This is a genomic window from Pantoea sp. Pa-EAmG, assembly GCF_030024295.1.
Taxonomy (GTDB): Bacteria; Pseudomonadota; Gammaproteobacteria; order Enterobacterales; family Enterobacteriaceae; genus Pantoea; species Pantoea dispersa.
In genome coordinates, this window is the sequence record NZ_JASEWO010000038.1 from 1 (window position 1) to 24,011 (window position 24,011).

At 58.6% G+C, this 24,011-nt stretch carries 17 protein-coding genes and 1 tRNA gene; 10 read left to right on the top strand and 8 right to left on the bottom strand.

Translation table 11 applies throughout. The annotated features are described in order from the left end of the window. Positions 1-1,039, top strand: a 1,039-nt coding sequence (locus QMM04_RS07750) for an acyltransferase family protein (RefSeq protein ID WP_282995941.1), incomplete at its 5' end; no start/stop codon positions are given. Positions 1,040-1,194: 155 nt separating this feature from the next. Here QMM04_RS07750 and putA read toward each other — a convergent pair. Further along, the gene (gene putA / locus QMM04_RS07755) at positions 1,195-5,139 is read right to left on the bottom strand and encodes a trifunctional transcriptional regulator/proline dehydrogenase/L-glutamate gamma-semialdehyde dehydrogenase (RefSeq protein WP_282995950.1); all 3,945 of its coding nucleotides are present in this window, start codon (positions 5,137-5,139) and stop codon (positions 1,195-1,197) included. Between the two features lie 445 nt (positions 5,140-5,584). Between putA and putP the strand changes: the two genes are divergently transcribed. The 7 genes from putP (at position 5,585) to QMM04_RS07790 (ending at position 13,415) form a co-directional block, all read left to right on the top strand. Beyond that, positions 5,585-7,069, top strand: coding sequence for a sodium/proline symporter PutP (putP, locus tag QMM04_RS07760; protein ID WP_058771173.1), 1,485 nt, complete (start codon positions 5,585-5,587; stop codon positions 7,067-7,069). A 256-nt stretch (positions 7,070-7,325) separates the two neighbouring features. Continuing rightward, a complete protein-coding gene (efeU, locus tag QMM04_RS07765) occupies positions 7,326-8,159 on the top strand; it encodes an iron uptake transporter permease EfeU (RefSeq protein ID WP_021509909.1) in 834 nt (277 codons plus the stop codon). Positions 8,160-8,210: 51 nt separating this feature from the next. Further along, entirely contained in the window at positions 8,211-9,329 is a 1,119-nt protein-coding gene (gene efeO, locus QMM04_RS07770) for an iron uptake system protein EfeO (protein WP_262264742.1), read from the top strand. Between the two features lie 2 nt (positions 9,330-9,331). Then, positions 9,332-10,612, top strand: coding sequence for an iron uptake transporter deferrochelatase/peroxidase subunit (efeB, locus tag QMM04_RS07775; RefSeq protein ID WP_262264741.1), 1,281 nt, complete (start codon positions 9,332-9,334; stop codon positions 10,610-10,612). A gap of 574 nt (positions 10,613-11,186) precedes the next feature. After that, entirely contained in the window at positions 11,187-11,975 is a 789-nt protein-coding gene (gene phoH / locus QMM04_RS07780) for a phosphate starvation-inducible protein PhoH (RefSeq protein WP_282995942.1), read from the top strand. Between the two features lie 98 nt (positions 11,976-12,073). Beyond that, the gene (locus tag QMM04_RS07785; protein ID WP_059009583.1) at positions 12,074-13,078 is read left to right on the top strand and encodes an XdhC family protein; all 1,005 of its coding nucleotides are present in this window, start codon (positions 12,074-12,076) and stop codon (positions 13,076-13,078) included. Positions 13,079-13,277: 199 nt separating this feature from the next. Next, positions 13,278-13,415: a hypothetical protein gene (locus QMM04_RS07790; protein ID WP_195910908.1), complete on the top strand. Its 138-nt coding sequence runs from the start codon at positions 13,278-13,280 to the stop codon at positions 13,413-13,415. A gap of 161 nt (positions 13,416-13,576) precedes the next feature. Here QMM04_RS07790 and hxlB read toward each other — a convergent pair whose 3' ends face one another. Both hxlB and QMM04_RS07800 read right to left on the bottom strand, forming a co-directional pair. After that, positions 13,577-14,137: a 6-phospho-3-hexuloisomerase gene (gene hxlB / locus QMM04_RS07795; protein WP_059009582.1), complete on the bottom strand. Its 561-nt coding sequence runs from the start codon at positions 14,135-14,137 to the stop codon at positions 13,577-13,579. Positions 14,138-14,687: 550 nt separating this feature from the next. Then, positions 14,688-14,775 (bottom strand) — tRNA-Ser (locus QMM04_RS07800). A 245-nt stretch (positions 14,776-15,020) separates the two neighbouring features. Between QMM04_RS07800 and phoA the strand changes: the two genes are divergently transcribed. After that, a complete protein-coding gene (gene phoA / locus QMM04_RS07805; RefSeq protein ID WP_058771178.1) occupies positions 15,021-16,427 on the top strand; it encodes an alkaline phosphatase in 1,407 nt (468 codons plus the stop codon). A gap of 5 nt (positions 16,428-16,432) precedes the next feature. Here phoA and QMM04_RS07810 read toward each other — a convergent pair whose 3' ends face one another. Then, positions 16,433-17,608 (bottom strand): YbfB/YjiJ family MFS transporter, encoded by a 1,176-nt coding sequence (locus tag QMM04_RS07810; RefSeq protein ID WP_282995944.1) that lies wholly within the window; start codon positions 17,606-17,608, stop codon positions 16,433-16,435. A gap of 86 nt (positions 17,609-17,694) precedes the next feature. Between QMM04_RS07810 and QMM04_RS07815 the strand changes: the two genes are divergently transcribed. Continuing rightward, on the top strand, positions 17,695-18,489 hold the full coding sequence (locus QMM04_RS07815) for a helix-turn-helix transcriptional regulator (RefSeq protein WP_058757432.1): 795 nt from the start codon (positions 17,695-17,697) through the stop codon (positions 18,487-18,489). A 38-nt stretch (positions 18,490-18,527) separates the two neighbouring features. Here the strand turns inward: QMM04_RS07815 and gap are convergent, their stop codons facing one another. From gap to QMM04_RS07835, 4 genes are all read right to left on the bottom strand, one after another. Beyond that, positions 18,528-19,538 carry a type I glyceraldehyde-3-phosphate dehydrogenase gene (gene gap, locus QMM04_RS07820; protein ID WP_058757433.1) on the bottom strand — a complete coding sequence of 337 codons (1,011 nt, stop codon included), beginning with the start codon at positions 19,536-19,538 and terminating at the stop codon, positions 18,528-18,530. 77 nt (positions 19,539-19,615) lie between these two features. Then, positions 19,616-20,596, bottom strand: a complete 981-nt coding sequence (locus tag QMM04_RS07825; protein ID WP_058771180.1) for a helix-turn-helix domain-containing protein — start codon at positions 20,594-20,596, stop codon at positions 19,616-19,618. A 347-nt stretch (positions 20,597-20,943) separates the two neighbouring features. Further along, positions 20,944-21,195 (bottom strand): hypothetical protein, encoded by a 252-nt coding sequence (locus QMM04_RS07830; protein ID WP_150361533.1) that lies wholly within the window; start codon positions 21,193-21,195, stop codon positions 20,944-20,946. A gap of 415 nt (positions 21,196-21,610) precedes the next feature. After that, positions 21,611-24,004, bottom strand: coding sequence for a glycoside hydrolase family 31 protein (locus QMM04_RS07835; protein WP_282995945.1), 2,394 nt, complete (start codon positions 24,002-24,004; stop codon positions 21,611-21,613). Between the last annotated feature and the right edge of the window lie 7 nt (positions 24,005-24,011).

The following is a 24,011-nucleotide window of genomic DNA, read 5'->3' on the forward strand; positions in this document are numbered from 1 at the left end:
GAAAGGAGTGTGCATATTGCTGGTGGTACTGTATCACACCGTATTACCCGGCTTTGAAGGCACGGTTAAATATCTCAGTGCCGGCTGGATCCCGGCGGAAATATGGGTGCAGTTTAATACGGTGTTATCACCGTTGCGTATGCCCGCCTTTTTCTTCGTCTCCGGCCTGCTTGCCACCAACGGCATTCTCAACCGGCCGTGGAAACAGGTATTTACCAGCCGCATTACCAATCTGTTCTATCTCTACGTGCTGTGGGGCTTTATTCAGTGGTGGTCGATTGTCGGCATTTCGACTGAAATCACCGGCCAGCGTATCTCGCAGAACCTCAACGCGGCTTACGCCGGTTCGCTGCTGGAGTTCCTTAAGCTGACCTTCCTGGCGATGAGCACCTCGTGGTACCTGTACGGTCTGGCGATCTACTTCCTGTGCGCCAAAATCTTCCGTCAGCACAAAGTGGCGCTGCTGGTGGCGGCGGTGGTGCTGAATTATCTGGCGGTGGAGAAGATCATTCCCTACTGGGGACCGCAGAGCGTGGCGCAGTATTTCCTGTTCTTCCTGCTGGGCGCGTTCTGGAGCCCGCTGATGTTGCGCCTGAGTCAGCTGCGCCGCGAGAACCTTCTGCCGTGGGCCGCGCTGGCGGCGCTGTCCGGTCTGCACGTGATTTTTGGCCTCGATAAGAGCCTGTTCATGTGCATCATCGCGGTGCTGGTGAGCGTGGCGGCGTGCCGCTGGCTCAACGCGCACTTCAGCATGCGTTACTTCAACTGGATTGGCCGCAACACGCTACAGATCTACGTTATCCACCGCATTTTTATTGAGTTCTTCGGCATGTCGGCGATTCTGTTTGCGCAGCGCCATCATTTGTTTGAGCAGACGTGGTTTGCGCTGCTGTGGGCGTGCTTCTATCCGCTGGCGATTGTCGGCATCTGTTCGCTGTGTTCAGTGGCGGTGTGGTCGCTGACCAACCGCGGGCTGGGGCAGTCGCTGTTTGTGTTCCCGACGTTGATTGGTTTGAAACGCAGTAAGTCGGTGGCGTGATGTGCGCTGGTAAGCTTTAAAGTGGAACAAAAACGAGGGCACGTTTCGTAGCGGCGCGATTCCTCGCACAATGAATGGCGCCGCTACGGCCTTGTTACAACTTGCGGTGTCCTTCACCGATCTCCATTACGCCATCCATGGCGATCCTGCTTTACTTAACCAATAGTCATCAGGCTGGCGTTGCCGCCGGCAGCCGCAGTATTGACGCTCAGCGAGCGCTCAATCAGCAGACGTTCCAGCAGCAGATTGGTCTCGCCGCGGGCAAAGCCCTGCACTGACACAATCGCGCCTTCGCGGGCGGCAATCTGTTCGCACAGGCTGCGCAGCTGATCGGCATCGCCGTGATAGATCACCGCATCAAACTCCGCCGCCAGCACATCTTTCGCCAGCGTGATGCGCGCCTGCACCGCGGTCGGCAGCGACTGGCGCAGCGTCCGATGCAGCTCGTCATCCTGCCACAGTGCCTGGCTACCGACGCTGGTGACCGCCGCCAGCTGAATCAGCGCATCCTGCTGGTTATCTGCGATACACAGCACCCGATCGCGCGGCAGCAGCGTAAAGGTGTTGCGCTCACCGGTCGGGCCCGGCAGCAGTCGCACGGTCCCGGCCTGGCTCAGCGCATCGTAACGCTGACACAGCGCCAGCAGCTCCGGCTTATCCTGTGCCCAGCTCTGCAATGCCTGATGCGCGCTCAGCAGCGTAGTGCGCACGCTGCTGTCCACCGGCCGTTCGGCATCCTGACGATCAAAGGTGATGCGCAGAGCACCGTCCGGACGATGTGCCAGCAGGCGGTAGAGATAGAGCGGACCGCCGGCTTTCGGACCGGTGCCCGACAGGCCTTCGCCGCCGAACGGCTGCACGCCGACCACCGCGCCCACCATGTTACGGTTAACGTACAGGTTGCCGACTTTCGCCCCGGCTGTTACCTGCGCAATGGTTTCGTCGATACGGGTATGCACGCCAAGCGTCAGGCCATAGCCCGAGGCGTTGATCTGCTCAATCAGCTGCGGCAGGTTGTTGCGCGCAAAGCGCACCACGTGCAGCACCGGACCGAACACCTCTTTATCCAGATCGCTGACCTGATCGAGCTCAATCAGCGTCGGTTTGATAAAGGTGCCGCTGTGCCACTCTTTGCTGTCCTGCGGATGCTCCTGCACCGCCTGATACACGGTAAAGCCTTTATTGCGCATCGCCTGGATATGACGCTCGATGTTGGCTTTGGCTTCAGCATCGATCACCGGACCGACGTCGGTCGACAGACGCTCCGGATTGCCCATGCGGCATTCAGCCATGGCACCACGCAGCATCTTCAGCGTGTGGTCAGCCACATCGTCCTGGATGCACAGCAGACGCAGCGCCGAGCAGCGCTGGCCGGCGCTGTCAAACGCGGACGCCACGATATCCACCACCACCTGTTCGGTGAGCGCTGAAGAGTCGACGATCATGGCGTTCATGCCGCCAGTCTCGGCGATCAGCGGCGTCGGGCGACCCTGCGGATCGAGGCGGCCAGCCAGGTTGCGCTGCAGCAGGGTGGCGACTGCGGTTGAGCCGGTGAACATCACGCCGCGCACCCGCTCGTCGCCGGTCAGCTGCGCACCCACCGTTTCGCCCTGACCGGGCAGCAGTTGCAGCACGCCAGCCGGTACGCCGGCATCCAGCATGATCTGCACCGCCTGCGCGGCAATCAGCGGCGTCTGCTCGGCGGGTTTCGCCAGCACGCTGTTGCCCGCTGCCAGGGCGGCGGCAATCTGGCCGGTGAAGATCGCCAGCGGGAAGTTCCACGGGCTGATGCACACTACCGGACCGAGCGGGCGATGGGTTTCGTTATCGAAATCGTCACGCACCATGCCGGCGTAGTAGTAGAGGAAGTCTACCGCTTCGCGCACTTCGGCAATGGCGTTGTTGTAGGTTTTACCCGCCTCACGCACCAGCAAACCAATCAGCTGCTGCATCTGGTCTTCCATCGCCTGAGCGGCACGTTCGAGGATCGCGGCGCGCTCCTGCGGCGGCGTGGCGAACCAGATCGGTCCGGCATTCACCGCGGCATCCAGCGCACAGGAGACCTCTTCAGGGGTGGCTTCCCGCACACTGCCGACGATATCCGCCGGCGTGGCCGGGTTGATCACCGCGCGGCTGCTGCCGCTACCCAGCTCGCCATCAATGATCGGCTGAGCCTGCCACGGCTGGCTGGCGCTGGAGAGCAGGGCGCTGGAGAGCGACGCCAGGCGGTGTTCGTTGGCCAGATCCAGACCGGCAGAGTTAACACGCTTGTCGCCATACAGATCGCGCGGCAGCGGAATCTTCGGATGCGGCAGGCCAATGGCGCCTTCTGCGACACCCATTTTCTCCACCGCAGCCACCGGATCGGCCACCAGCTCGTCAATCGGCAGTGTATTGTCAGCGATGCGGTTGACGAACGAGGTATTGGCGCCGTTTTCCAGCAGGCGACGCACCAGGTAGGCCAGCAGCGTTTCGTGGGTACCGACCGGCGCATAAATCCGGCATGGCCGGTTCAGCTTGCCGTCGGCCACTTTGCCCACTACCTGCTCGTACAGCGGTTCGCCCATGCCGTGCAGGCACTGGAACTCGTACTGGCCAGGATAGTAGTTGTTGCCCGCCAGCTGGTAGATCGCCGCCAGCGTGTGGGCGTTGTGGGTGGCAAACTGCGGATAAATCAGGTTAGGCACCGCCAGCAATTTACGCGCACAGGCGAGGTAGGAGATGTCGGTGTACACCTTGCGGGTATAAACCGGATAGCCCTCGAGGCCTTCCATCTGCGCGCGTTTGATTTCGCTATCCCAGTAAGCGCCTTTCACCAGACGGATCATCAGACGACGGCGGCTGCGCTGCGCCAGATCCACCAGCGCATCAATCACAAACGGGCAGCGCTTCTGATAAGCCTGAATCACGAAACCGATGCCGTTCCAGCCTTCCAGCTCCGGCTCAAAACAGAGTTTTTCCAGCAGATCGAGCGACAGCTCCAGGCGATCGGCTTCTTCGGCATCGATGTTGATGCCGATGTCATACGAGCGCGCCAGCAGCGTCAGCGATTTCAGGATCGGGTAAAGCTCTTCCATCACCCGCTCATACTGCGCGCGGCTGTAGCGCGGATGCAGCGCCGACAGCTTAATGGAAATGCCCGGACCTTCATAAATGCCGCGTCCGTTGGAGGCTTTACCAATGGCGTGAATCGCCTGCTGATAGGAAATAAGATAGGCTTTGGCATCGCTGGCGGTGAGTGCCGCTTCGCCCAGCATGTCATACGAGTAGCGGAAGCCTTTCTCTTCCAGCTTGCGCGCGTTGGCCAGCGCCTCGGCGATGGTTTCGCCGGTGACGAACTGTTCGCCCATCAGGCGCATCGCCATATCCACGCCTTTGCGGATCAGCGGTTCGCCGCTCTTGCCGATGATGCGGTTCAACGATTTAGACAGGTTGGCTTCATTGTGCGTGGAGACCAGACGCCCGGTAAACAGCAGGCCCCAGGTGGCGGCGTTGACGAACATCGACGGGCTGCGGCCCAGATGGGACTGCCAGTTGCCGTTGCTGATTTTATCGCGGATCAGCGCATCGCGGGTGGGCTTGTCAGGAATACGCAGCAGCGCTTCCGCCAGGCACATCAGCGCCACGCCTTCCTGAGACGAGAGCGAGAACTCCTGCAGCAGGCTTTGCACCATGCCGGCGCGTCCGGTTGCCCCTTTTTGGTGCCGTAGCTTGTCCGCCAGGCTGTATGCCAGCTGGTGGGTTTTCTCTGCCAGCGGGGCAGGGAGACGCGCCTGCTCCAGCAGCATCGGCACCGCATCGGTCTCCGGACGACGCCACGCGGCGGTGATGGCCGAGCGGCTGACCGACTGCGGCAAAATGTGTTCGGCGAAGTCGAGGAAAGGCTGGAAGCTCTCTTCCGGCACACGCTCATCGTCTGCGGCATCATTCAGCTGCAGCGGGATCTCCGCCAGCGTTTCTCCCGCTTCCAGCTGGCCGAGATAGTTAAAAATTGCCTGCTTGATCAGCCAGTGCGGCGTGCGGTCAATCTTTTGCGCCGCCAGTTTAATGCGATCGCGGGTGGCTTCATCCAGCTTCACCCCCATGGTGGTGGTTCCCATGATTTCCTCGTCCTCAAAGTGTGAATCAACTTCAGCGTGGGCTGCACTATCACTCATGTTGCAACTTTGTGCAACCGTGTTAAATGTGACCTCGGTTGCACGTTTTTAACCGCCTTTTTTGTTAACGCAGCAAAAGCGGCACAGAACTTGCTGCAAGAATCTCGCCAGAGTTGCAACCCACCGCAACAAAACGCATCCTGGCTGACATCAGGTGCAACTTAAAATGTGAACAGGCGCAACCTGTGAGCATGAAAAATGCAAAGTCAGGTGAAACCCAGGTAACAGCTGTGTTAAATGCATTGTGCGCGTCGCACCTTTGCGGCAGGATACCGCGCCTTATGAGAAATCGCTTTCTCTGGATGCGGTAAAGCCCTGACGTTATCCCGTTCCGGTAACGCAGGAAAAAGATTTCTCTTAAGAGATCAAATAATAAGTGGAGAGACAGATGACAGTAAGTACACCGATGCTGGTGACATTTATCATTTACATCCTCGGGATGGTGTTGATTGGTTTTATCGCGTACCGCTCAACCAAAAACTTTGACGACTATATTCTGGGCGGTCGCAGCCTGGGCAGCGTGGTAACCGCGCTGTCGGCCGGGGCCTCGGACATGAGCGGCTGGCTGCTGATGGGACTGCCGGGCGCGATTTTTCTCTCCGGGATCTCTGAGAGCTGGATTGCCATCGGCCTGACGATTGGCGCGTGGCTGAACTGGAAAATTGTTGCGGGTCGCCTGCGCGTGCAGACCGAGCATCACAATAATGCCTTAACCCTGCCAGACTTTTTCACCAGCCGCTTCGAAGACCACAGCAAAATTCTGCGCGTCATCTCGGCACTGGTAATCCTGATCTTCTTCACCATTTACTGTGCCTCGGGCGTCGTGGCGGGTGCGCGCCTGTTTGAAAGCACTTTCGGCATGAGTTATGAAACCGCGCTGTGGGCTGGCGCGGCAGCAACCATTCTTTATACGCTGGTGGGTGGCTTCCTGGCGGTGAGCTGGACCGATACCGTACAGGCCAGCCTGATGATTTTTGCCCTGATTCTGACGCCGGTGATTGTGATTATCGCCGTCGGTGGCCTGGATGATTCGCTGGCCGTGATTGAAGCGAAAAGCCTGGAAAACCTCGATATGCTGAAGGGCCTCAACTTCGTGGCGGTGATTTCACTGCTCGGCTGGGGCCTCGGCTACTTCGGCCAGCCGCACATTCTGGCGCGCTTCATGGCCGCAGACTCGCACCGTTCTATTCGCACCGCGCGCCGCATCGGCATGGCCTGGATGATCCTGTGCCTGGCCGGTGCTGTTGCGGTGGGCTTCTTCGGTATCGCCTATTTCCAGAACCATCCGGAGCAGGCGGCGGGCGTAAGCGAAAACGGCGAGCGCGTGTTTATCGAGCTGGCGCGCATTCTGTTCAATCCGTGGATCGCCGGTATTCTGCTGTCAGCTATTCTGGCGGCGGTGATGTCGACCCTGAGCTGTCAGCTGCTGGTGTGCTCGAGCGCGCTGACCGAAGACCTGTATAAAGGTTTCCTGCGTAAAAATGCCAGCCAGAAAGAGCTGGTGTGGGTTGGCCGTTTAATGGTGCTGGTGATTGCGCTGGTGGCAATTGCGCTGGCCTCCAACCCGGAGAACCGCGTGCTCGGCCTGGTGAGCTACGCCTGGGCAGGCTTTGGTGCCGCATTCGGTCCGGTGGTGCTGTTCGGCGTGTGCTGGAAGCGTATGACGCGCAACGGCGCGCTGGCCGGCATGATTATCGGGGCCGCTACGGTGCTGATCTGGAAGCAGTACGCCTGGCTCAACCTGTATGAAATCATCCCGGGCTTCCTGTTTGCCAGCATCGCGATTGTCGTGGTGAGCCTGGCCGGCCGCGAACCGTCGGCTGAAGCGCAGCAGCGTTTCGATGCCGCCGAAGCGGAATACAACACCAAATAACGGTGTTGGCCTGAGTAAAGCGGGGAGCGCGTGTGCCGTGTTCCCCGCAGTTTTCATGTCTCGTCCTCTGCGCACGATTTATCGCGCAATCTGTCACTCCGCCCTGACTTTCCCGCATCGCTACCTGACCCGCAAAAGCAAAATTAATTTCGCGCGGTGACTTGTATTTTCATCCGCGATAATGATAATCGATATCGTTCGCACTTTACGTATTTTTACCTAAGGTTTACCCTCCTTAACATTCAAGAGGTTGGTGATGTTCGTTCCCTTTCTCATTATGCTGCGCGAAGGTCTCGAGGCAGCGCTCATCGTCAGCCTGATTGCCAGCTATCTCAAACGCACCCAGCGCAGCCAGTGGTTCCCCGCGATGTGGGCCGGCGTGTTTATTGCTGCGGCGCTGTGCCTCGCGCTCGGTATTTTCATCAACGAAACCACCGGTGAGTTCCCGCAGAAACAGCAGGAACTGTTCGAGGGCATCGTGGCGGTAATTGCCGTGGTGATCCTCACCTCAATGGTGTTCTGGATGCGCAAGGTGTCGCGCAATATCAAAGCTACGCTGGAAAAATCCGTCGATCAGGCGCTGCAGAAGCCGGGCGGCAGCGGGTTGCCGCTGGTGCTGATGGTGTTTCTCGCCGTGGCGCGGGAAGGGCTGGAGTCGGTGTTTTTTCTGCTGGCGGCGTTTACCCAGGATGTTGGCTATGCGCCACCGATTGGCGCGGTGCTGGGTCTGGCGACCGCCATCGTGCTGGGCATGCTGATTTACTACGGCGGGGTGCGTCTTAACATGGCGCACTTCTTCCGCTGGACCAGCCTGTTCATCCTGCTGGTGGCGGCCGGACTGGCGGCGGGGGCGATCCGCGCCTTCCACGAGGCGGGACTGTGGAACCACTTCCAGGCGACCGCGTTTGACTTCAGCAACACGCTCTCTACCCATTCGATCTTTGGCACGCTGCTGGAAGGCATTCTGGGTTATCAGGAAGCGCCGAGCGTCAGCGAAGTCGCGGTATGGCTGATTTATCTGATCCCGGCGCTGCTGCTGTTTTTCTTCCCGGCGCGTCCGGCACCCAGCGCCGCACGGTCGGTGCGCTAACTTTTCGCAGGCGCGCGTGCGCCTGTACCTTCATGTAACAGGGATATGACTATGACGATTCGCTTCCGCCGTAAGGCGCTGTTGCTCTCCATGCTGGCGCTGTCCGGTGCCGCTTCTGCCGCTGCCGTACCGCAGGTCACGGTGACGGTCACTGACAAGCAGTGCGAGCCGATGTCGCTCAACGTGCAGGCCGGTAAAACCCAGTTCATCATCAAAAACAACAGCCAGAAAGCGCTGGAGTGGGAAATCCTCAAAGGCGTGATGGTGGTGGAGGAGCGCGAAAACATCGCGCCCGGCTTCAGCCAGAAGCTCACCGCCAACCTGGAAGCGGGTGAATATGACATGACCTGCGGCCTGCTCACTAATCCGAAAGGCAAGCTGGTGGTCAGCGGTGACAGCCAAAAAGCCAGCAGCGGCAAGCCAGACGTGCTGCAGCTGGTCGGGCCGATTGCCGATTACAAAGTCTACGTGATGGGCGAGGTGAGCGCGCTGGTGGCCGGCACCAAAGCCTTTACCGACGCGGTAAAAGCCGGTGACGTGGAAAAAGCCAAAGCGCTGTATGCGCCGACGCGTGTGCACTATGAGCGCATCGAGCCGATTGCCGAACTGTTCTCTGACCTCGACGGCAGCATTGACGCGCGTGAAGATGACTTCGAGAAAAAAGCGGAAGATCCGAAATTTACCGGCTTCCACCGGCTGGAAAAACTGCTGTTCGCCGACAACACCACCAAAGGCGCGGACGCGTTCGCTGACCAGCTGTATAAGGATGTGCAGGATCTGCAAACCCGCGTCAGCGAGCTGGCCTTCCCGCCGGCGAAAGTGGTTGGTGGCGCGGCAGGACTGATTGAAGAGGTGGCGTCCAGCAAAATCTCTGGTGAGGAAGATCGCTACAGCCGTACCGATCTGTCCGATTTTCAGGCCAACATCGACGGCGCACAGAAAATCGTTGATCTGCTGCGTCCTCTGCTGCAAAAAGCCAATCCGCAGCTGCTGGCGAAAGTGGACGCGAACTTTAAGAAGGTGGATGGCATTCTCAGCAAATACCGTACCAAAGACGGTTTTGCCTCCTATGAAAAGCTGACCACCAGCGACCGTAATGCGCTGAAAGGGCCCATCACCACGCTGGCGGAAGATCTCTCCCTGCTGCGCGGCACTTTAGGTCTTGATTAATCATGAGTAAAAAAAATGACGCGGCGCAACCGTCGCGTCGTCGTCTGTTACAGGGATTGGGCATGCTGGGTGGCGCGGCGGCACTGGGCGGCGGCTGTCCGTTCCATGCCGCCAGCGCGGCAGAGAGTTTCTCACCCGGCACGGTTGCACCCGATGCGCGCCAGCAGGCGCAACCGTTTTACGGCGCTCATCAGGCCGGCATCCTGACGCCGCAGCAGGCATCTATGATGCTGGTGGCGTTTGATGTGCTGGCCAGTGATAAAGCCGAACTGGAACGCCTGCTGCGGCTGCTGACGCAGCGCTTTGCCTTTCTCACCCAGGGCGGACCGGCGCCGGCGGTGCCCAATCCGCAGCTGCCGCCGCTCGACTCCGGCATCCTGGGTGCGGACATTGCGCCCGATAACCTGACCCTGACGCTGTCGGTGGGGCATTCACTGTTCGACGAGCGCTTCGGGCTGGCCGCGCATAAACCCAGCCAGCTGCAGACGATGACACGCTTTCCCAACGATTCGCTCGACGCCGCGCAGTGTCATGGCGACCTGCTGATTCAGATCTGCGCCAATACCCAGGATACGGTGATTCACGCGCTGCGCGATATCATCAAGCACACGCCGGATCTGCTGGCGGTGCGCTGGCGGCGCGACGGCTTTATCGCCGATCACGCTGCACGCAGCAAAGGGCGCGAAACGCCGATCAACCTGCTGGGTTTCAAAGATGGCACCGCCAATCCGGATACCCACAATGCGCAGTTGATGGACCAGCTGTTGTGGGTGACACCGGAACAGCAGGAACCGGCGTGGACGCACGGCGGCAGCTATCAGGCGGTGCGCATCATCCGTTTTCACGTTGAAATGTGGGACCGCACGCCGCTGGGCGAGCAGCAAACCATTTTTGGTCGTGAGAAGTTGTCCGGCGCGCCGCTGGGGATGCAGCACGAGCACGACGTGCCGGATTACGCCGGCGATCCGGACGGCGAAATTATTGCGCTGGATGCGCATATCCGGCTCGCCAATCCGCGCACGCCGCAAACCGACAGCAGCCTGATGCTGCGGCGCGGCTACAGCTATTCCTCGGGGATTACCGGGGCAGGGCAGCTGGATATGGGGCTGCTGTTCGTCTGTTATCAGCACGATTTAAGCAAAGGCTTTATTACCGTGCAGAAACGACTCAACGGCGAAGCGCTGGAAGAATATATTCGTCCCATCGGCGGCGGATACTTTTTTGTTTTGCCCGGCGTGGCGGACAAAAATCATTATCTGGGGCAGCCGTTGCTCGAAGCCTGATTAATTAATGTACAGTGCTTGTCCGCCGTTCGCGGTGCCAGGCGCTGCTGTTAAGCCCGCCTTAAATTTCTCCTGTCTCGCTGTGACGTCCGAATTTTCTGAAACAGTTTGTTAAGTGCTGAATTACCTATCTTACTGAATATTATTATTAATTTAATTTAAGCGCACCGGGCTAAGGCAGCGCCACGCAGGTTTTCTTTGCCGTAAAGTAAAAATAGTGTTGCAAATCGGCGGAAATATGATGAACTTTAGTCATAGCGTCGTCAGTTGTGTGGCTAAGTCCACTGGAGTTCGCGCATGGCCCGGTCCTTATACGGACAGTTAAATACACTTCAGCTAGCGCAGTACGCTGCGGGGGATTGCCTCCCGCGTGAGAATCCTCTTCACTTTTCTTTTATCGCCTTCAAATTCTTTTCCGATGTTTACCGGTGCGCGGCAGCGTTTCGGCGTTGTTGCACACTTTTCTCACTGGCTCGATACGGCTTACAAGGAAGCCAACAAAACCTCTAAAGCGTTCAAATCATCGCCGCGGGTGATCCGCCGCGATAAATGAAACCAACTGTAAGGTGCCACTATGGGAAGACAGAAAGCAGTGATCAAAGCGCGTCGTGAAGCAAGAAGAGTCGTTCGTAGTGATTCTCGCAGTCACCGTCAGCGCGAAGAAGAATCGGTCACTTCGCTGGTGCAGATGGGTGGGTTGGACTCAATTGGTATGGCGCGTGATTCACGCGATCGTGGTCCGATTGAAGCCAGAAATGAAGCTCAGGCGCACTATCTTAACGCCATAGAATCGAAACAGCTGATATTCGCCACCGGTGAAGCCGGTTGCGGTAAAACCTGGATTAGCGCAGCCAAAGCGGCTGAGGCCCTGATCAATAAGGACATCGAAAGGATAATTGTGACGCGCCCGGTTCTGCAGGCGGATGAGGATCTCGGTTTCCTCCCCGGAGACATTTCCGAGAAGTTCGCCCCGTATTTCCGACCGGTATACGACGTTCTGGTTAAACGTCTCGGCGCTTCCTTTATGCAGTACTGCCTGCGACCCGAAATCGCCAAGGTAGAGATCGCGCCCTTCGCTTATATGCGCGGACGTACCTTTGAGAATGCGGTGGTGATTCTGGATGAGGCGCAAAACGTCACCGCTGCGCAGATGAAGATGTTCCTGACCCGCCTGGGCGAAAACGTCACGGTCATTGTCAACGGTGATGTCACCCAGTGCGACCTGCCCGCCAGCGTCAAATCTGGCCTTGCCGATGCGCTGGCGCGCTTCGAAGAGGATGAGATGATTGGCGTGGTGCGTTTCGGTAAAGACGACTGCGTTCGCTCGGCACTGTGCCAGCGTACGCTGCATGCTTACAGTTAACCTTGAAAAAATAGCTAATCTCAACCCGGCTGCGGCCGGGTTTTTCATTGCTATGCTTACGGGAAGAAAAAGGGCGGAAACGATGAGCGGAGAAAGTCATGCACTCTCTTGATGTGCAGGTGGTAAGGATGGCGCAGCAGTGGGCGGAAGCGCAGCCGGTGTGGCTGTGTACCGTGCTCAGCACGTACGGCTCATCGCCGCGCCCGCCGGGCGCGATGATGGTGATTCGCGCCGATGGGCGCTACAGCGGTTCCCTTTCCGGCGGCTGCGTCGAGGAGAATTTTATCACCCGCGTTCAGCAGCAGGCGTTCTCTGCCGCCAGTCAACTGGTGCGCTACGGTGAGGGGGGCGACACGCCTGACCGCGCGCTGCCATGCGGCGGCGTACTGGATATTCTGGTCGAACGGTTGCCTGCCGGGGCCGCCACGCTGCGCTATTTACAGCAGCTGGAGGATGCGCTGACCGGCGCGCGTGCCATCACCAAACGCCTGACGCTGCCGCAGCCGTGTCACGCGCTCGAACCGGCACCTTATACCCGCCGCACCCGCACCCAGGTCACTGACGATGAAATCGTTCTGACCCTGAGTGCCGCGCCACGCCTGATCCTTGCCGGACTCTCCAGCGTCGCCGTTTACTGTGCCAACTTCGCGCTGGCGCTGGGATTCGAAACCATCGTCTGTGAACACCGTGAAGAGGTGCTGAGCAATATGGCGGCCGAACTGGCGCCGGATGTCAAACTGGTGCAGCAGTTTCCGGCAGTGTATCTGGAACGCGAGGGCTGTCATGCCGCCACGGCGATCCTCTCGCTGACGCATGATGCGCGTATTGATGATCTCACCATGATGGAAGCGGTCAATCTGCCGGCATTTTATCTCGGTGCGATGGGCTCGCAGCGCAACAGCGCCAAACGCAAAGCGCGCCTGACCGCGATTGCGGAGCTGACGCCGACGCAGTTGCAGCGCATTCACGCACCGGTTGGACTGGATATCGGCAGCAAAACCCCGGCGGAGATCGCGCTGGCAATCATGGCGGATATTGTGCGTCACAAAAATGGGTTAGCGGCAACGGATGTGCTCAGCCCGGTGCACGCGGCGTCTGAATGATCACATCACTCACCCCACGAAAAACCCGGATGCACCAGGATGCCAGCAGACGGGCAAACGGCTATGCCAAATTTTCGCGCCGCAAATAATCAATAAGCTGTGCTTTATGTTTCATGATGTGATCAACGCTTGCGCTTTACCGGTAACATCTTATCTTCAGAGAAGCGTGTACAAACACCTGAACTGAGAAGGGGTATTTATGGCTAAGCGTCATTTGATTAAATCAATTGAAATTACAGCAATTATTATCTTCGCGCTGGTGCTCGCCTGGCTGGCCGTCACGGGCATCCTGTCATCAACCGGCCTCGATCATGCGTGGCCTTATCCACATCAATAACTGAGTCCGGCACCAGGGAAATCAATTACGCTTAAATATAAACAGAATAAATTATCTAACCTGTACACCCGTATCAGCGGCGACACCTTATCACCACACAGGGTTTCGCTCTCAGGTTTGCCGCGTATAAATCAGCGACGTTCGGGAAACACGTTATGCTGTTATTCGAAGTCCGCATGGCGGCTGAACATGCTCTCGCTGGTTTCACCGCACTGATGCATGATTTCAAGCACCATGGCGTCACAGGTGATGAAGCAAAGCTGCTCAAAGGCCGAGCCCATTGGCTGCGAGAATCGTCCGGCGCTACGTGCGTTATCGGTTTTAACGTTGCCGGGTAATACCAACACGCATTTGGCCAGTCTGCCGATGCCTGAATCTGCTTTCAGGGTAATCAGCGCCACATCGACACCGCGCTCAACGGCGTTCAGCGCCAGCGCTTTCAGGCTCGCGGTTTCGCCACTGCCAGAACCAATAATCAATAAATCGCCAGGTCTGGAGTGGGGTGACGAGATTTCACCGACCAGGCTGACCGAGAAACCCAGATGCAACAGACGGTTAGCGAACGCGCGGATAGCAATGCCGCTGCGCCCGGCACCCTGCAGGAAAATGTGTTTGGCACTGCGAATTTGTGCAATCAATGCCTGCGCCTGGCTCTCGTCTATCTGCCGGGCGTTGTGGGCGAGTTCGGTAAGAATATGGGATACGTTTGACTGTACGGCCATGTTAACGCTCTCCCGTCAGGCAATGGTTCGTCCGTCTCATTAAACAGCGAAAAGAGTGGCCGGAACAGGGCCGGTGCTTTTTCAGTCTGGTCATAGCGCATTCCCTCTTAATTCAAAGACATCATCAGTGGATGAAAAGGATACCCTGCAGAATTTCCGGTAAGAGTACACGGTCCGCTGCCCACGCGATATTGCAGCGAAAGGGGATCTTTCGATTATGCGTCCTGTGGCACAAAAGCACCTGGAGAACAGACAAATAAAAATGCCCAGCTGTTAACCGGGCACCTATATATAAATGATGGCGGTGAGGGGGGGATTGATATCACTCGGCACATCCCTGTGCCTCGCCCTCCGGGTGGCTTGCAGCCATGCAAAACGGCTATCCTGCCGTTTTGTCACTTCGCTCACCCTGCGGGCAGCGTCGCAGGCTCCGCTGTCCAACTGGCATGCGCCAGTTGTCGAACCTCCAATCGGGGATTCTCATCCCCCCACGCGTGGAGAATATAAATGAGAAAAGCCCGTACTTGCGTACAGGCTCTTCTCTGAATGATGGCGGTGAGGGGGGGATTCGAACCCCCGATACGTTGCCGTATACACACTTTCCAGGCGTGCTCCTTCAGCCACTCGGACACCTCACCACATTTTGTTTGCTGACCGCACTGGGTCAACGGGGCGCTACTATAGGGAGTTCAGCGATAAGGGTCAAGGGCTATTTTCTCCTTTTTTTCTATTCGCTTAACCTCTGCGCAGATTGCCTTAAGCCTCTCCACTTTGCCGCTTTTGTCATCAAAACATTCCTTAACTGACACAAAAGTGTCACCGCACTGTCGCAGACTTGTCTGCGGAAACATTTGGTTATATCTACGGATAAGGATGCTGATAAATGAAACGCTTGCCTCTTTTTACGCTCTCTCTGCTGGCTTCACTCACCACCACGTCCGCGCTGGCAGAGAGCACCAGCTATCAACGCGCAGCCACTGGCGATATTACCCAGCACGGCGGCGCGCGTCGCCTGAGCGGCGACCAAACCGAAGCGCTGAAAGCCTCATTGAGCAATAGCACGGCGAAGAATGTCATCCTGCTGATTGGCGATGGCATGGGCGATTCCGAAATCACCGCGGCGCGCAATCAGGCAATGGGGGCCGGCGGTTTCTTTCCCGGTATTGATGCGCTGCCGCTCACCGGCCAGTACACCCATTACTCGCTGGACAAGAAAACGCATAAGCCAAACTACGTAACGGATTCTGCCGCGTCGGCCACCGCCTGGGCCACCGGCACGAAAACTTATAACGGCGCGATAGGTGTCGATGTCAACGGCACAGATCAGGTCACGCTGCTTGAGCTGGCCAAAGCAGCCGGTAAAGCCACCGGCAACGTCTCGACTGCAGAACTGCAGGATGCCACGCCGGCCGCGCTAATGGCGCACGTTACCTCGCGCAAATGCTACGGCCCGGAAAAAACCAGCGAGCTGTGTCCGGGTAACGCGCTGGAGCAGGGCGGGAAAGGATCGATCAGCGAGCAGCTGCTGCAAACCCGTCCCGACGTCACGCTGGGCGGCGGTGCCAAATCTTTCGCTGAGCGGGCTAAAGCGGGCGACTATCAGGGCAAAACCCTGCGCGAGCAGGCCGAAATACGGGGGTTCCAGCTGGTCGATAATCTCGCCGCGCTGAATGCGGTACAGCAGGCGAATCAACAGACGCCACTGCTGGGGCTATTCTCGGAGGGCAACATGCCGGTGCGCTGGCAGGGGCCGAAAGCCAGCTATCATGGCAATCTGGATAAACCGGTGGTGACCTGTGAGGTCAACAAAGATCGTCCGGCATCGATGCCAACCCTGGCGCAGATGACGCAAAAAGCCATCGACCTGCTCAGTCACAACGACAACGGCTTCTTCCTGCAGGTGGAGGGTGCGTCGATTGATAAGCAGGATCACGCCGCTAACCCGTGCGGTCAGATTGGTGAAACCGTCGATTTAGATGAGGCGGTGCAGGTGGCGCTGGCGTATGCGCGCGAGCACGGCGATACGCTGGTGGTGGTAACCGCCGATCACGCGCACAGCAGCCAGATCGTCGAAAACGGTACCAAAGCGCCGGGTCTGACTCAGGCGCTCAACACCAAAGACGGCGCGGTGATGACCATCAGCTACGGTAACTCGGAAGAGGATTCCCAGGAGCACACCGGCACCCAGCTGCGCATCGCGGCCTACGGTCCACACGCGGCGAATGTGGTCGGCCTCACCGATCAGACCGACCTGTTCTTCACGCTGAAGCAGGCGATGGCACTGAAGTAAGCGCGTCAGTGCGGGCGGATGCGCAGCACCAGCAGCCCGCCCAGCACCAGTCCGCCAGCGGCCAGCAGCAGCGCGGGGTGCAGGGAAGCAAAAATCTGCACGCTGGCGGCGGATATCAGCGGCCCGATCAGCTGGCCAGTGGCATAGCCTGACGTCAATATCGCCACGGTTTTTGCCACGCTGATATTGGAGACGGCGCGCGCCAGCTGCATCGACAGCTGCATAATCGAAAGAAACCCCAGCCCGACTATCACCGTTGAGATCAGCAGCCCGCTCACGCCCGGGATGAGCACGCCGCTTGCCACGCCCAGCCCCTGCAGGATCATAACCCACGCCAGGCTGAGACGCGTATTCAGGCGCGCTGAAAACAGCATAATCAGCACCACGCCAGCCACTGCGCAAAGTCCAAACAGCGGCCAGAAAAGCGCTGCCAGCTGACCCTGCGCAAACAGGCTGTGCGCCATTTGTGACAGAAACGTCGCGGGTAAAATGTAGCCGAAACCGGCCAGCGTATAGGCCAGCCATAGCCGTTTTACCGCGCGACCCGGAGCCGTCGGCGCATTTTCCCGCTGCCGGGCGGGGAGCGACGCGGGCAGCGCGCGCCACAGCAGCAGTACGCCAGCCAGCGCTACGAAGCCATAGCATTGCCAGGCGCGATCGTCATTCAGGTGTAACCGGGTGATCAGCCACGCCAGCACGCCGCTCAGGGTGATGCCGGCTCCCGGGCCGGCAAACACCGCGGCGGACATGCGCGGGGCCTGCTGCTGTGCCAGCACCATCTGCGTCCAGGAGGTGACGATAATCAGGGCCCAGGCACCACCGATACCCGCCACCACACGGAACAGACACTGCAGCACCCAGGCATGACTAAAGCCGGAGAGCAGAGTCACCAGCGCGGTGGCCAGCAAACCGGCCTTCAGGTAGCGCGCGTGATGGGCGGTGATGCGGCTCACGTGCAGTGCGCCCAGCAGATAGCCGATATAATTCATCGCCGCCAGCACACCAGCGCTGGAGAGGGTCAGGTGACCGTTGGCGATCATCAGCGGGATCTGCGGCGTGAGTGAAAAGCGGCCGATACCCATTACCACAATCAGGGTCACCATGCCGGTAAGCATGGTGATCAGGCTCACCCGGGTGTGCCGGACTGCTTGCCGTCCGGCGGAAACTGAATCTGCTGACATACTTTGCTTTACTCCGCTGAGATACCTTACTCTGTCCGGTGATAGTAAATGTCAATCAGTCAGTGAAAAATGGGGTGGTTTATCCTATGACTACAGGTCATACCCAGGCCGTAAAATCGCGTGGTGAAGATGTGAAAAACTTCCTTACCCGCCAGCGCGCGCGTATTGATCCGCAGATCTATGGCTTCAGCCGGCAAAACCGGCGCGTTAGCGGACTGCGGCGCGAAGAAGTGGCACAGCTGGCGGCGGTCAGCGTCAGCTGGTACACCTGGCTCGAGCAGGGCCGCGACATCAGTATTTCGCCCGCCGCGCTGCAACGCATCGGCAAAGTGCTACAGCTCTCGGTCACCGAGCAGGAGTATCTTGAAGCGCTGGTGTTTGGTAACGCACACTCGCAACCTTTCAGTCATGAATTGCCGCCTGAGGTGAGGGCGATGGTGGATGCGCTGGACCCGCATCCGGCGTTTGTGCGCCGCGCCAACATGGATATTGTCTACTGGAATCCGGCGGCGCAGTCGCTGATTGTCGACTGGGCGGCCCTGCCGCCGGCGGATCGCAACTCGCTCAAGCTGATGTTCATCAGTGAAGCCTACCAGCAGCGTATTCATGGCTGGGAAGAGGCGGCGCGCCATACGCTGTCGGCGTTTCGCGCCGGTTATGCCGCCAGCAATCAGGCGCAGGAATTCGAAGTGGTGATCGAGGATTTGCTGGCGCGCAGCGCCGGGTTTCGCACGCTGTGGAATGACCATGATGTGGGGAAAATCGGCGCGGGCAATAAAACCCTGATTGATGTCGAAGGGAGGATGCAGACATATACCTTTACCTCACTGCAAATTGAGCAGGCACCGGGAATGCATCTGATCTTCTATCTGGCGCATTAGCGCGGCGTGCGCGGGTCGGGCGCACGCCGCCGGGGAGATTACAGACCGCGCTGTGCCATCAGGCGCGCGAGGTCAACCAGACGGTTGGAAAAGCCCCATTCGTTATCGTACCAGGCAAGGATCTTCACCAGGTTGCCACCAATCACCAGCGTGGATAAGCCGTCGATAATCGATGAGCGCGCATCGCCCTGATAATCGCTGGAGACCAGCGGCTCATCGCTGTAGCCGAGGATACCCTGCAGCGGACCCGCAGCAGCAGCGGCTTTAAAGGCGTCATTCACCTCTTCGGCCGTCACGTCGCGTTTCAGCGTCACCGTCAGATCCACTACCGACACCACCGGCACCGGCACGCGCAGCGAGTAACCGGTTAAGCGGCCTTCCAGTTCCGGAATCACCCGGCCGAGCGCTTTAGCCGCGCCGCTGGAGTACGGTACAATCGACAGCGCCGCCGCACGCGCGCCGCGCAGATCTTTCTCTGGCTGGTCATGCAGCGCCTGACTGTTGGTATAGGCATGGGTGGTGTTCATCAGACCGTGCTCAATACCAAACGCCTGATGCAGCACCTGCGCGGCCGGCGCCAGGCCGTTAGTGGTACAGCTGCCGTTACTCACCACAAAGTGCTGCTGCGGATCGTAGCGCTGGTCGTTGACGCCCATCACAATCGTCAAATCATCATTTTTGCCCGGCGCAGAGATGATCACGCGTTTGGCGCCGCCGTGCGTGATATGCACCGCGGCCTTGTCACGCTCGGTAAAAAAGCCGGTGGCTTCGATGACGATATCCACGCCCACGTCACGCCAGCGAATATTGGCCGGATCGCGCTCGCTGAACACCCGCACTGGTTTGCCATCAATGCGCAGCTCGCCGTCGCCAGCGCTGACTTCTGCCGGCAGCCGACCCAGCAGGGAGTCGTGCTTCAGCAGATGCGCCAGCGTTTTGCTGTCGGTGAGATCGTTAATCGCCACAATATCGATGTCGCTGCTGCCGAGCGCGGCGCGGAATACGTTACGTCCGATACGGCCAAAACCGTTAATGCCTACCTTGATCATGACTGACTCCTTAGTGAAGTTACTGCAGTCACTGTAGGCCTGGCGTGCACTGGCGTAAACGACAAAAAAGGATCACTTTACGCCATTTTGCGGCTGTGAAAGCGCTGGCGATATTCGTTCGGCGTGAGATGCAGCTGGCGCTCGAAGCTGCGCCGCAGGTTGATACTGCTGCCAAAGCCGGTGGCGATGGCAATGCGTTCCAGCGTCTCGCGCGTCTGCTCCAGCCGCTCGCGCGCCGCCGCCAGCCGCGCTTCTGCCACATAGCGCGCCGGTGAAACGCCGGTTTCGCGGCTGAACACGCGGGTAAAGTTACGTGGGCTCATCGCCACCTGGGCCGCCAGGTTCTCTACCGACAGGTCTTCCGCCAGATGGGCGGCGATCCAGCTCTGCAGCTGAGCAATCGGCCCCGACTCGCTGACGGACTGCAGGTGAAAGCGGCTGAACTGCATCTGGCCGCCGGGACGACGCAGATACATCACCATATCCTGCGCGATGTCGCGCGCCACGCTGAAACCAAAATCTTCCTCTACCAGCGCCAGCGTCAGATCGAAGCCGGAGCTGACGCCGCCGGAGGTCCAGATTGGGCCGTCCTGAATATACAGCGGGCCGCCTTCAACCTGCACGCGCGGATAGCTGGCCTGCAGCGTGTCCAGCAGACGCCAGTGGCTGGTGGCGCGCCGGCCATCCAGCAATCCCGCTTCCGCCAGCAGCATTGCCGCCCCGCAAATCGACACCACGCGGCGCGCCTGCGGGGCAGCCAGCTTAATCCAGTCCACCACCATGTTGCGTTCTTCGGGGTTATCACCGCGGCCGGTAATCATGATGGTGTCCCAGCGTTCGCGCGGATCGAGTTCAGCCAGTTTAAGGTCGGCGAGCAGATTGAGGCCGGACTGGCCGTGGATCACCTGGTGCGGCTGCGTGGTCGCGATGCTGATGCGATAGCGTGCGCCAGCAACGCCCACCGGCAGGTGCAGGTTGGCGTGCATCAGGATGTCGGCGATACCCGCCGCTTCGAACAGCATGCCGCCGTCCGGGACAATAATCAGAAAGGTTTTCATGGCGTAAAATGTACCTGTGCCACGAAAGAAGTCAATGTGCTATGGGCGATCAGGCGCGCGAGCTGAATACCCGGCCGCGGCCATCAGACGGGGCGCTTCCGGCCTGTTGGTTCAGGCGCTATATTTATATAAGATCATGATGTCGCAAATGATCTTATATCCATCATCGTGCAGTTAAAAATATCTGCAGACTGAAGCGTTGAATGCCAGATTAATCAGGTGCCTGTTATTTTGGAAGTGAAATGCCAGGATGGGTTAAGAGAAACACTGTTTTATAAAGCATTCCTTTGCCAGGCAGTGATAATGACTAGGATAATGAGCAGCTGAGTAAATCAGACTTAAAACCATCAATTATATTCTACCTGCAGAAAAGTCAAACCACGCTCCCGGGTAATGCGCGCGGTGCCCAGCGCGTAAGGTAATTCACGCGCGGCACCATTAACCTGCAGGGTTTCGCTCTTTTTAATCCCTTCGCGCGTGCAGTTCAGCGAGACGCTGCGCGTCACCGCATAATCACAGGAGGGTTCAACGATCGCGCCGACGAACGTGATTTGACCGTCGGCGGCAAGGGTGGCGTGGCTGGCAAGTAAAGCTATCATCGGTAACAGCAATCTTTTCATCACAGAGGCCCTTTAAGAAGTCGGGAATTACCCGATTAATGTCGTCTTAATGACTAATAGCGCGCCACAGTTGAATATTGCTTAAACCGCGGCGTTTCCGTGTTGAGGCATATTATTGCGATGGCTTAGCCAGTGCGTCGTCATGTTTTACGCAATCGCCTCAGCAGTAAACGCTTATGCCTGCATTAAGCGCAGCTATTATATTAGTAAGCAACCAGGATTAATCGGGTGAGCAGGGCGGTGAAATAAGCGTATTAAACCGGATAGATTTATTCGCGGGATAACGTCGGGACAGAAAACGGACAGATAGCGTGTTGGTGTAAGCCGCTGAGGGAGAGAAGAACGGGCTGAAGTTAAGCAGGCGCACCCGACATCGGTGCGCTCTTGTGGTTTATCAGCTGCGGGAAATCTGCGCCAGCGTCACGTCGGCTGACGCAGCGCCTGCGGCAACACCGTCGATAAACAGCGCACGCTGTTCACCGGCGGGCAGGGCAATCTGCAACGTTTGCCATGCCGGCTGATAATCACCCTTGCGCCGTAGCGTGAGGTGAATGGCTGTGGCTTCGCACCGCATTTCCCAATGCAGCCACAGCGCATTGCCCTGCTGATAACCCCAGGACTCGCCATCATCTTCGAACAGTTCGCCGTGGCTAACGCCTTTGCCCTGCAACGGGTAGAGCTGCAGCGTGCGATGATCGTCTGCGGCGGCGTCGACGTGAGCAATACGCTCGCTGAGTGGCAGTGCCGCACCTGCGCGCACCAGCAGCGGCTGCGTTTCCAGGGGCGCAGGCAAGGTGATCCATTGACCCCCGCTGTACCACTGCTGCGTGGCGAAATCATACCAGCCGGTCTGGTTGTCGGGCAGCCACAGGCGGCGTTCACGCTGGCCGGGTTCCACCACGCTGGCGACCAGCAGATCGCGGCCGAGCAGGAATTCATCACACTCAGCAAAGGTCTGGGCATCGTGTTCATGATCGAGGAACGTCGGGCGCAGCATCGGTTCATCGTCCGCATGCGCCTGCCACAGCAGCGTGTAAAGATACGGCAGCAGGCGATAGCGCAGCGCGATGGCCGCCCGAATCGCGGGCGTGACCGTAGGATACATCCACGGCTCATTCACGGTGTGATCGTCATTCCACGAATGTATGGTGAAGCGCGGATGCATGACGCCATTCTGCACCCAGCGCACAAACAGCTCTGCGTCGGGTTTATCCCCCGAGAAGCCGCCGACATCGTGACCGACGTTATACAAGCCTGACAGGCTCATGCCGAGGCCCATGCGAATGTTGTAGCGCAGCGAGGTCCAGTTGGTGCGGTTATCGCCGCTCCAGGTTTGCACGTAGCGCTGCATCCCGGCGCAGCCGGAGCGCGAAATCAGGAACGGTCGCTGTTCGGGGGCAAAGCGCTGCTGCGCTTCCATCGAGGCGCGCATCATCAGCAGCGGCATCACCGGGCGAATGTGCTTGATGGCAATCGGCGTGCCGAAGCCGTGACAGCGCGCTTCGCCGTCCCAGACTTCATACTCGTTGTTATCATTCCAGGTGGCGTCGATGCCTTTTTCCAGCAGCTGACGGGTGACGTTCTCCTGCCACCAGGCCACCGTTTGCGGATGGGTGAAATCGAGGTGCGATCCTTCATCATCCCAGAACACCGAGCGCTCTGGCACATCCTCTTCCGAATCGCGGATAAACAGTCCCTGAGCCGCGACTTCTTCATAGCGCGGGTGATCCTGCAGCAGGCAGGGTTTGATGTTGGCCGCCAGGCGCAGCCCGGCATCGTGAAATGCCTCGCTCATCGCTTCCGGCTGCGGCACTTTGTCGTAGTTCCAGTTGAACACATAGCGCTTGTTATTGATGGAGGTATAGCCCGAGGAGAGCTGGAAGGAGTCGCACGGAATAGCGTGCTCTTCGCACAGGCGGATGAAGTTCATCAGCTGGTTTTGCGCATCCGGCGCATCGGTGTAGTGCATGGTCGAGCCGCTGTAGCCCAGACTCCATTTGGGGCCGAACAGCGTTTTGCCGGTCAGGCGTACGAAGGTTTTGGTGATATCCAGCACCCGCTTACCGACAAACAGGTAGTAATCAATATCGCCACTCTCCGCCTGCCAGCGGCGATACGGCTGGTGATAGTTATCCAGCTCGTTACCCAGATCGAACCAGCTGGTGCTGAGATTATCGTAGAACAGGCCAAAGCTGACGTCGTTACGCCGGGTGAGGGTGAAGGGCACATGTTTGTACAGCGGATCGGTGGAGGAGGCGTTGTAGCCCATAGCATCCAGATTACGCATCTCATAGCGTTTGCCGTTGCGTTGCAGATCGCCGGTTTTTTCGCCCAGACCGTAGTAACGGTCGTCCGCCATGCGGCGCTGATAGTGCGCTACGCCGTCGCCGTGTGCGTTGATCTGATAGGCGCTGGTGGGGCGATCGCCGGTCAGCAGTTGCCAGTGGCCAGCGGCATCACGGTACTGCCACTCCAGCGCCAGCGGCTGACGCACTATCACGCGCAGCGTGTCGGTACTGATGGTCAGACAACTGGCTTCTTCCTCCAGCGTAAAGCCGGGCAGGCTAAATCCGGCCAGGCTGTCGCGCGGACGCCCTTCCCACGGAACATCCTGTTCCGGCGCAATGCTCCAGGTGCGGTCCAGACTGTAGTTGCCGTGGCGCTTGATCACCACGCGGAACAGACCTTTTTCCAGCACGTACAGGCACAGATGGTGTTTGCCATCGACGTTAAGCACCACATGGTGACGATCAGAATGGGCTAAAGACCAGTTTTTTAAAGTTTTCATCGTTACC